Source organism: Priestia sp. P5_B4 (assembly GCF_056400385.1).
In genome coordinates this window covers 23,891-33,675 of the sequence record NZ_JBFULJ010000017.1, presented here as the reverse complement: position 1 = coordinate 33,675, position 9,785 = coordinate 23,891, and the positions used below count along the sequence as shown (strand labels likewise).

The 9,785-nt window shown below is 38.1% G+C and carries 8 protein-coding genes and 1 other annotated feature; of the genes, 4 read left to right on the top strand and 4 right to left on the bottom strand.

Annotated features, from left to right (window positions below):
• Nucleotides 1-310: 310 nt before the first annotated feature.
• Nucleotides 311-2,002, bottom strand: coding sequence for a septation ring formation regulator EzrA (gene ezrA / locus AC1DRF_RS04160; protein ID WP_025750676.1), 1,692 nt, complete (start codon nucleotides 2,000-2,002; stop codon nucleotides 311-313).
• Nucleotides 2,003-2,215: 213 nt separating this feature from the next.
• Between ezrA and hisJ the strand changes: the two genes are divergently transcribed.
• On the top strand, nucleotides 2,216-3,010 hold the full coding sequence (gene hisJ / locus AC1DRF_RS04155; RefSeq protein WP_477740365.1) for a histidinol-phosphatase HisJ: 795 nt from the start codon (nucleotides 2,216-2,218) through the stop codon (nucleotides 3,008-3,010).
• Here the strand turns inward: hisJ and refZ are convergent.
• Nucleotides 3,002-3,649: a forespore capture DNA-binding protein RefZ gene (gene refZ, locus AC1DRF_RS04150; protein ID WP_377572872.1), complete on the bottom strand. Its 648-nt coding sequence runs from the start codon at nucleotides 3,647-3,649 to the stop codon at nucleotides 3,002-3,004. The two genes, hisJ and refZ, sit on opposite strands and share 9 nt — an antisense overlap.
• Nucleotides 3,650-3,866: 217 nt before the next feature.
• Between refZ and AC1DRF_RS04145 the strand changes: the two genes are divergently transcribed.
• Both AC1DRF_RS04145 and rpsD read left to right on the top strand, forming a co-directional pair.
• The gene (locus AC1DRF_RS04145) at nucleotides 3,867-4,346 is read left to right on the top strand and encodes a GAF domain-containing protein (protein WP_043975966.1); all 480 of its coding nucleotides are present in this window, start codon (nucleotides 3,867-3,869) and stop codon (nucleotides 4,344-4,346) included.
• A gap of 417 nt (nucleotides 4,347-4,763) precedes the next feature.
• Nucleotides 4,764-5,366 carry a 30S ribosomal protein S4 gene (rpsD, locus tag AC1DRF_RS04140; protein ID WP_013059485.1) on the top strand — a complete coding sequence of 201 codons (603 nt, stop codon included), beginning with the start codon at nucleotides 4,764-4,766 and terminating at the stop codon, nucleotides 5,364-5,366.
• A 72-nt stretch (nucleotides 5,367-5,438) separates the two neighbouring features.
• Here rpsD and tyrS read toward each other — a convergent pair whose 3' ends face one another.
• Both tyrS and acsA read right to left on the bottom strand, forming a co-directional pair.
• Entirely contained in the window at nucleotides 5,439-6,698 is a 1,260-nt protein-coding gene (gene tyrS / locus AC1DRF_RS04135) for a tyrosine--tRNA ligase (RefSeq protein ID WP_013085222.1), read from the bottom strand.
• A gap of 75 nt (nucleotides 6,699-6,773) precedes the next feature.
• Nucleotides 6,774-6,984 (bottom strand) — a binding site (T-box leader).
• 139 nt (nucleotides 6,985-7,123) lie between these two features.
• Nucleotides 7,124-8,839 (bottom strand): acetate--CoA ligase, encoded by a 1,716-nt coding sequence (gene acsA / locus AC1DRF_RS04130; RefSeq protein WP_043975961.1) that lies wholly within the window; start codon nucleotides 8,837-8,839, stop codon nucleotides 7,124-7,126.
• 284 nt (nucleotides 8,840-9,123) lie between these two features.
• On the opposite strand from acsA, the gene AC1DRF_RS04125 reads away from it, so the two are divergent.
• The gene (locus AC1DRF_RS04125) at nucleotides 9,124-9,756 is read left to right on the top strand and encodes an N-acetyltransferase (RefSeq protein ID WP_427075352.1); all 633 of its coding nucleotides are present in this window, start codon (nucleotides 9,124-9,126) and stop codon (nucleotides 9,754-9,756) included.
• The last annotated feature ends 29 nt before the right edge of the window (nucleotides 9,757-9,785 follow it).

The following is a 9,785-nucleotide window of genomic DNA, read 5'->3' as shown; positions in this document are numbered from 1 at the left end:
ATAGGGTTTTGTTGTAGCGCTATTATCTAAATAAATCAAGGATGCGCGCCCCCTTCTTCATTTTTTCGGAACAACGTATTATCATAACATACCTTGATACTTTTTTAAATTAGGTTTTGCCTTAGTAATCATAACAAGGATAGACGATCTTTTCAAAGCTATTTGCCACTTTATAAGCAAGGTCTCCCCTTGCTTATCCTAACAGTTGCTGCCGTATTTATAGACTATACCATTAGCATTGAAAGAGATACGAGATAGTATGCAAAGAAAAGCGTCATAAAAAAGCTCGTGTCCTTTGGACACGAGCTTTTTAACTCTGTGAAGATACAATACGCTGTATACGATCCAGCGCACCAGGATCTACTTGCTCAATAGCTGCAGATGCTTGTTTTAATGCTTCTTTGTATTCGTAATGACGAAATGCTTCTTCTGCTTCTTCTAAAGACTGTGCAATCGAGTGATGAGTACTTCTATAGCGGTTACCGTATTGAATCACTCTTTCAACGAGTCGCGCTTCTTCTAACATTGCCTCTGTTTCATCAAATGTATCCTGAACAAAACCAACAGCATCTTCAAGTAAAGATTGAACAGCTTGAATATTAAGCGGTTTTTCTTTCAGCTTAGCGGTTACTTCATTTAAGATATGAACCGTTTTTTCAAGCTGCACTTTATATTCTTCAGGAACACCAGGAAGGTTGCTTTTTTGAATAAGGCGTCGTGCTTCAATCAACTGAGATTTCAGTTCTTCTATTTTGTCCTTAGCTGAGAGCTCATCTTTGCGAAGAGCTTGTAGCATATCGCTATAGGATTCCTGAGATTCTTTTAATTGGTTAAGCTGTTTGGAAACGTCTTCGAGTTCTTCTTGGATCACACTGTAGGCTAAATTGTGCTCCGCCACCTTGTCCGAAATATTATAGTACAAGTTAGTCAATCGTTTTAATTCGCGGTCCATTTTATAATATACGTCTAAATCGCGCTCTTTAAAATGATAGCTTTGCTGTACAAATAGCGTTTCTTCACGAAGTTCACGGTTTCGTTCTTGAAGCATACGAAGGAAGTTAGATACCGTATGAGATTCACGGTTCATTTTATGATAGGAGAAAACCTCATGCTCAAGTGAGTCATATAACTGCTCTAAGCGTTCGTTCACATCATCTAGTTTTGTAATCGCTTCTTCCACATATAATTCTTCAATATCTGCAATAATTTCAGCAGTTTCTTGTTTTAAAAGCTCTACCGTTTCTTCTACTTGTAGATGATCTAACACATATCCCTGCTCACTCATTTCGCGGAACCCGTCAAGCAGTTCATTGAACTGAACAGGAAGAGTGGTCTGACACTCAACTAACACTTTTGGAATTTGTTCTAAATACGAATCAATAGCTGTTAAATCAGTTTTTAATTGAAGAACAATCTCACGTGCTTGAAGATAGTTTCCGTTAATCGTCTCTTCCTCGTATTTTTCAAACTGCTCTTTAGACGTATTAATTGCGTATTCTAACGTTTTTTCAGCATTTCCATAGGAATACCGATGTGCGAGCAATTTTTTCTTCACATGGCGGTGAAGCTGATTTAATTCCTCAATATCATATCGATTATCTTGTTCGCTACCAATTAAATTTTGAAGTTCAGTAAGTATGTTTTCAATATCTATCTTGGTTTGTTCTAAGGCTTGATCAATATGTATAGATAACTGCTTCGCTTTTTTAAATCGGTATTTATCCGCTGCTTCTTCCGTTTCAAACAGTTCTTTATCAATTTTCGGGAGATTAGTTGATATAATTTCATCCCACTGCTCACGCCAACGTTCAAATAGCTCTTCAGTTTGACCTGTCATGTTCAATTCTTTTACTTTTGAAATTTCCTCTGCAACTGGCGTATTTGCTAATTCGACTTTGATCGTTTCCAGGCGATCAATTTCTTGATAAATCTTTTTACGTGAAAACATTCCGTACACAACTAATCCGATAATAAGTATGATTAGTGCTATAATGAATTCCATACTAAGCCCCCTTACAGTGCGTTCTACATGACAAGTTTCTTATTTATAAAAAGGGTGAATTTAATCCTTTAAATTTTTTTGCGTCAATGTTTTTATGATACCATGTAAAGTCCAACTTTTGAGCAAAAAATTAAATTTTTTTATACAAAATATTGGCATGGAGTCACTTTGTGTCGTTACAATGGAAAAAGAAGAAAAAAGGAGGCATTTTTTATGAAAGTTGACAAACATATTCATACTCCATTTTGCCCACACGGTTCACCTGATTCATTGCAACAATATGTTGAACAGGCGATTTCCCTGAACTTTTGCGAGATTTCGTTTACAGAGCATGCTCCATTACCAAAAAGCTTCAGTGATCCGACGCCTGATCGCGACAGCGGAATGGATCCTGACAAACTTGATCGCTACATTCAAAACGTACAGCAAGTTAAAAAAGAATTTGAGCGCGATATTCGCATTAATATCGGATTGGAAGTTGACTTTATTGAAGGATTTGAACACGAAACAATAGATTTCTTAAACGAATATGGTCCTTATCTCGATGACAGCATACTTTCTGTCCACTTCTTAAAACATGAAGAAGGATATGACTGCCTAGATTTTAGCGCTGACGTATTTGCACATATTGTACAGAAGTTTGGCAGCGTAAGCAAAGTATATGATAAGTATTACAACACGGTATTACGCTCTGTACAGGCCAATTTAGGCGTTTATAAGCCTAAGCGCATTGGTCATATGACGCTCGTACATAAATTTCAAACTCGCTTTCCATATGAAGACACACTTTCCCCTATTATTTTAGCAATACTCGATGAAATAAAAATGAAAGATCTGGCTTTGGATTATAATGGTGCAGGGTTGTTTAAGCCTTTGTGCAAGGAAGCGTATCCAGCTCCCTTTGTCGTAAAAGCAGCCCAACAGAAAAAAATCCCTCTCGTATATGGGTCAGACGCCCACTGTGCGAAGGATTTAGGCCAAGGCTATGCAGAGCTCCATTTAGGATAATTGAACGCGCAGTTTGTTTGTCCGTTCATATGGTAAACATACCGTTGTGTGCACCCATTGCTCAAGCTCAATCGCATATTGCTGAACAAAATACGGTTCGTGAGGCAATATATGAAGAACTTCACTTAGATACTGAGGATGAAGATAAGGCATAGACAGCATGCCCTTAAGCTCAATGATTGTAAAGGAAACGTGCAGCTTTCGAAATTCCTTTTCTTTCATCCCTCTTTCAAGGATTGTTTTTAAGTAGTATTTTTCCTTGGTTAAATACGTAGTCATAACTTCTCGAATTAAAATCGTGTCAAGAGAGATTTCTCTATATACGAGCCGGGCAATATGCCTATTTTCGTGCTGGTAATGTAAGATAGCTCGAATCATCACGATTATACTTTCTGTTGAAGACAGCTTTTTCATTTCTTGGAATGCTTGCTCCAGTACCGCAATATAACCTTCAAAATAAGAAATCACTAAACTTTCAAGCAATCCTTCTTTGCTATGAAAATAATATGAAATATTCGCTACGTTCACTTTCGCTTTTCCTGCAATCTCGCGCACCGACGTACCATCAAAACCTTTTACGTTAAAAAGAGAAACAGCCGCATCAATAATTTTCTCTTTCGTTTTTGACTGTACAGCCATCTATCTACACCTCATTTCGATTTATTTTTACAAAACACATATGATTGCAAAATTGTGTAGAAATCGTTACAGTATTTAAAAAGGATTTTAGTAGCCTCTCTACATAATTCGTGATAGGCTTTTTAGTTCCTGTAATCTTTTATCGACAAAGTAGCGTTAAAACTGACGTTTCCTGATAAAAACTCATTAAATCTTATGTTGAATGGAGGAGAATACATTGTTTAATGTCGAAAACTACAGCGGCTCAAAACAAAAGGATTATGAATTAGTAATTAAGCAATTACGCGCCTTATTAGAAGGAGAAAGTAATGCCATTGCTAATCTAGCAAATGCTTCAGCTTTACTAAATCAATTTTTAAATGAAGTAAACTGGGTAGGTTTTTATTTAATGGAAGACGGCGAGTTAGTACTCGGTCCTTTCCAGGGGCTGCCGGCTTGTGTTCGAATTCCACTTGGAAAAGGCGTATGCGGTACAGCAGCTCAAAATCAAAGAACAGAGCGAATTGAAGATGTTCATGCATTCCCTGGCCACATTGCATGTGATGCTGCTTCTCAATCTGAAATCGTTGTGCCAATGGTAAAAGACGGTAAACTTTTAGGTGTTCTTGATATTGACAGTCCAATCAAGAATCGCTTTGATGAAATCGATCAACAGTATCTTGAAGAATTCGTGAAAGAACTCACTTCTTTTCTTTGAATATGAATAAGCAAAAAAAACCGCTGCGAATCAGCGGTTTTTGCTTATTAAACAAACGTTTGATTAGCCCATCACCACCGTTTTCTTACGTTCTTTCTTCTCCTTTCATACTTCAAATGAATATATCCTTTCTTTTACATTCTTTTAATCTTCAATCTTCCTTGACTTTATACGAGGAAACACCTATAATACTCGTTGTGTGAAATATTGCAGCTTATACAATCTTCTTTATGTTTTTTCATTTTGTTCCTCATTAAAAGATTGTTTTACAGAAGTAGCAATCCTTTTAACAAGATGGTGTATCGTGTAACTCTCTGCTGCTAGAGCGATGGTACATGAAAACAAAATGAGCATATCGCTAGAATGTGTCTGTTTTTGTTTTGCATAAAATAAAAACACAAACAAGGAGGAGTCATCATGGCTCGTTATACAGGTCCAAGTTGGAAAATCTCTCGTCGCTTAGGTCTTTCTCTAAGTGGTACAGGTAAAGAATTAGAAAAACGCCCTTACGCTCCAGGTCCACACGGCCCAGGTCAACGTAAGAAAATTTCTGAGTACGGTTTACAATTACAAGAAAAGCAAAAATTACGCCACATGTATGGTGTAACTGAGCGTCAATTCCGTAACTTATTCGTTGCTGCTGGTAAATTAACTGGTAAGCACGGTGAGAACTTCATGATTCTTTTAGAAGCTCGTCTTGATAACTTAGTATACCGTATGGGTCTTGCACGCACTCGTCGTCAAGCTCGTCAATTAGTTAACCACGGTCACGTTTTAGTTGACGGTAAACGCGTTGACATCCCATCTTACCGTGTACAACCTGGTCAAGTGATCGGTGTTCGCGAAAAATCTCGCAACCTTTCAATCGTGAAAGAAGCGCTTGAAGTTAACAACTTCGTACCAGACTACTTAACAGTAGACGCTGAGAAATTAGAAGGTACATTCACTCGCTTACCAGAGCGTTCTGAATTATCTGCTGAAATCAACGAAGCACTAATCGTAGAGTTCTACTCTCGTTAATAGTAAAAAGCCGTTCCTTATGGAGCGGCTTTTTTGCTATCTATATAAAAAAAAGGCCTTTCGGCCTTTTTTTTATGCGTATTGAATAAGCGTATATTTTTTCTTGCCTCGACGAATCACTGTGAATTGACCTTCAATACGGTCTTCTGCACCTACTGTTTTTTGTAAATCTTGTTCACGCTCACCATTTAAGTAAATCGCACCGTTTGAAATATCTTCACGTGCTTGACGTTTAGAAGGAGAAATTTTACTTTCTACAAGTAAATCAATTAAACCAATATCTTCACCTGTATGCGTGTAAGAAGGAACATCCTTGAATCCTTGCTTAATTTCTTCTGCTGTTAACTCTGAAATACTTCCGCTAAATAAAGCTTGCGAAATACGAATTGCTTGCTCAAGAGCTTCTTCACCATGTACAAGCGTAGTCATCGCTGCCGCTAGTGCTTTTTGTGCTTCGCGTTTTTCAGGAGCTTCTTTTGCAGAAGCTGCTAATTCATTAATTTCCTCGTGTGATAAGAATGTAAAGTATTTTAAATATTTTATAACATCACGATCATCTGTATTAATCCAGAATTGGTAGAATTCATACGGACTTGTTTTTTCAGGGTCTAACCAAATTGCTCCGCCTTCTGTTTTACCGAACTTCGTCCCGTCCGCTTTTGTTACAAGCGGAACTGTTAATCCAAATGCTTTTGCATCTTCTTCTGATTTACGAATTAATTCTAAGCCAGCTGTAATATTTCCCCATTGGTCGCTGCCGCCAATTTGAAGCTTACAGTTATATGTTTGGTATAAATTCAAGAAATCGTATGATTGTAAAATCATGTAGCTAAATTCCGTAAATGAAATGCCTGATTCGATACGAGATTGAACAGAATCCTTTGCCATCATATAGTTAATACCAAAGTTTTTACCGATATCTCGTAGGAATGTAATAACATCTAATGAGCCAATCCAGTCATAGTTATTTGCAATAACTGCTGCATTTTCACCTTCTTCGAAATCTAAGAAGCGTGAAAGCTGACCTTTAATACGCTCACTAAACATGGCAACCGTTTCTTTTTCATTTAATGTACGCTCTGCTTTTTTACCGCTTGGATCTCCAATAAGACCCGTACCTCCACCAACTAATGCAATTGGTTGGTGTCCAGCTTGTTGAAAGCGACGTAAAATTAAAACAGGAAGCATGTGGCCGATGTGAAGGCTGTCGGCTGTCGGATCGAATCCACAGTACAAACGAACAGACTCTTTACTCAAAAGTTCACTTAAACCTTTTTCATCCGTTTGTTGGTTAATGAGCCCTCGAAACTCAAGATCTTGTAAAATATCCATGTTATATATTCTCTCCTTTATCTAATTGCTCGTTACAATTTGTTGAACAACATAAAAAACGCCCCTTCTTAAAAAAGAAGGGACGAAAATATCGCGGTACCACCCTATTTGGAAATAAATTATTTCCCACTTAAATGATGTAACGGTCTACCCGTCTTTTGCTACTGTAAGTTCACAAAAGATGCTCAAGGACGTATTTCATATTTGTCTATGTACTGATTTTCAGCAACCATCAGCTCTCTTAAACAGGGAGACAAGTATTACTTCTTCCTATCACTGCAGTTTATTTTATTTAAAAGTTTACACCCCACAATTATGAATGATTTCATTTTAAAATTCAAGTCCAAAAAAAAGTTCAAACAGCTGGCTGTTTGAACTTTATAAAAATCACTTATTTTCCCTACAAAGATTGAAACATTTACTCCTTAGTCTTCCATCGTTGACAAATCGCCCGTTGGCAAATCTAATTCCCACGCTTTTAAAACGCGACGCATAATTTTACCACTTCGTGTTTTAGGTAGCTTATCTTTAAACTCGATTTCACGCGGGGCTGCATGAGCAGCTAACCCTTTTTTCACAAATTGACGAATATCTTCAATCAGTTCATCTGAAGATTCATACCCATCTCTAAGTGCGATAAATGCTTTAATAATTTCCCCACGCACAGGGTCAGGCTTACCAATAACACCCGCTTCTGCTACAGCAGGGTGTTCAACAAGCTTACTTTCCACTTCAAATGGACCCACGCGTTCTCCTGCCGTCATAATAACATCATCGATTCGGCCTTGGAACCAAAAATAACCGTCTTCATCCATATACGCCGAATCACCTGATACGTACCAATCACCTGGCATAAAATATGACTCATACTTTTCTTTGTTGTTCCAAATCGTATGCATCATAGATGGCCAGCCTTTTTTAATTGCTAAGTTACCCATTCGATAAGGTGGAAGCTCTTGTCCTTGATCGTCAACGATTGCTGCTTGTACACCTGGAATTGGCTTCCCCATAGATCCTGGCTTAATTTTCATAGACGGATAATTACAAATCGTCTGACCGCCAGTTTCAGTCATCCACCACGTATCATGAATACGTTTTTGGAACACCTTCATTCCCCAGCGTACCACTTCAGGATTTAACGGTTCTCCCACACTTAATACATGTCTGAGATTGCTTAAATCATAGCGTTTAACTAAGTCATCACCAGCACCCATTAGCATACGAAAAGCTGTAGGTGCACTGTACCAAACCGTTACGCCAAAATCTTCAAGTGCTTGATACCATGCATCTGGACTAAATCGTCCTCCCACAATCACATTGGTTGCTCCAGCAAGCCAAGGACCAAAAATCCCATAGGAAGTCCCCGTTACCCAACCGGGATCTGCTGTACACCAATACACATCGTCATCTTTTAAGTCGAGTACCCACTTTGCAGTTTGATAGTGCTGAAGCATTGCGTTGTGAACATGAAGCACCCCTTTTGGTTTGCCAGTTGAACCTGATGTATAATGAAGCAGCATACCATCTGTTCTATCTACCCACTCAATTTCCACCTCTTTATTCGCCGCTTCTAATCGCTTCAGAAAATCTAGTTGAATGCCTTCTTCTTCTACATTTTCCCCTACCAGGAGAATGTGTTTTAAAGCTGGCAAATCTTTCACCGGAACGCGGCTCAGCAGTTCAGGCGTCGTAATTAACACTTTTGCATCACTGTCTTGCAAACGATCTTTTACTGCACCTTCCATGAACGCTTCAAATAAAGGCCCAACAATAGCACCAAGCTTCACCGCTCCTAACAATGCAAAATAAAGTTCCGGAGAGCGAGGCATAAAGATAAACACGCGATCTCCTTTTTCTACGTCTGCTTGTTTTAGCACGTTTGCGGCTTTGTTTGACCATTCTTTCATTTCTTTGAATGTGTATTTTTCATTGCGCTGCGCGTCTCGATAATAAAGCGCAACTTTATTTTTACGCGTAGAGTTTGCGTGCTTATCAATTGCTTCATAAGCTGCATTTAGTTTACCTGTTTCATGCCATGAAAATTCCTTCTCCACTTGTGACCAGTCAAAGGTTTGATACGTTTTATCATAGTCCTGTAAGTTGTATACCCCTTCAATTACAGGAAGCGCTTCCACCTTCATCACAAACTCCCCCTTATGTATAAAATTTACAAACCTATTATATAACAAAAATAGACTTTTCACAATTTTATAAAAATTATTTGTCGGAATTGGGATAATAGTCTCCCTTATTATATGACAACCTCTGTTATAGAAGTGTCGAATGAACAAGAATCTCTTTTAATTTTTTATTCTATGTATTCTAAAAAACTCCTTTTCTTTTATTTAATTTTTTGAAAACGCTTTAATATAAAGTTTTTTTTGTATTATAATACAGATAAGACTGCTTGAAGGTGGTGATTCATGTGAAACATTCCCAAACATACAATATGAAAGAACTAAAAACCGCTGTTGGAGCAATTGTTATTGAAGGACCTGTTTCCTCCCAGACCTTGCAACAACTTGATTTTCATGAGCAGCTAACAGCCTTTCGTCCACCTGAACAGCAAAAAGAAGCATTGATCGAGATTGCCAACTTGCCTGAAGGTAGAATCATTGTTGCTCGCCATCATCATACAATCATTGGTTATGTAACCTTTTTATATCCCGATCCTCTAGAACGATGGTCGGAAGGAAATATGGAGAATTTAATCGAATTAGGAGCTATAGAGGTAGCCACTCCATTTCGCAGCTACGCTGTTGGTAAAAACTTGCTTATCGTATCTATGATGGATGATGCAATGGAAGATTATATTGTCATTACGACAGAATACTACTGGCATTGGGATTTAAAAGGAACAGGGCTAAATGTGTGGGATTACCGCAAAATTATGGAGAAAATGATGAATAAAGGCGGACTGACGTGGTTTGCCACAGATGATCCGGAGATTAGCTCCCACCCTGCTAATTGTTTGATGGTAAGAATCGGGAGCAGAGTACCTCAAGAAAGCATACAAGAATTTGATAGCCTGCGCTTTCGAAATCGCTTTATGTATTAAGCTGACCTTTAAGAAAAGGAGCTGTGTCT

Coding starts and splice junctions, on each gene's coding strand:
- ezrA (WP_025750676.1), bottom strand. CDS start 2,002: ATGGAATTCATTATAGCACTAATCATACTTATTATCGGATTAGTTGTG.
- hisJ (WP_477740365.1), top strand. CDS start 2,216: ATGAAAGTTGACAAACATATTCATACTCCATTTTGCCCACACGGTTCA.
- refZ (WP_377572872.1), bottom strand. CDS start 3,649: ATGGCTGTACAGTCAAAAACGAAAGAGAAAATTATTGATGCGGCTGTT.
- rpsD (WP_013059485.1), top strand. CDS start 4,764: ATGGCTCGTTATACAGGTCCAAGTTGGAAAATCTCTCGTCGCTTAGGT.
- tyrS (WP_013085222.1), bottom strand. CDS start 6,698: ATGGATATTTTACAAGATCTTGAGTTTCGAGGGCTCATTAACCAACAA.
- acsA (WP_043975961.1), bottom strand. CDS start 8,839: ATGAAGGTGGAAGCGCTTCCTGTAATTGAAGGGGTATACAACTTACAG.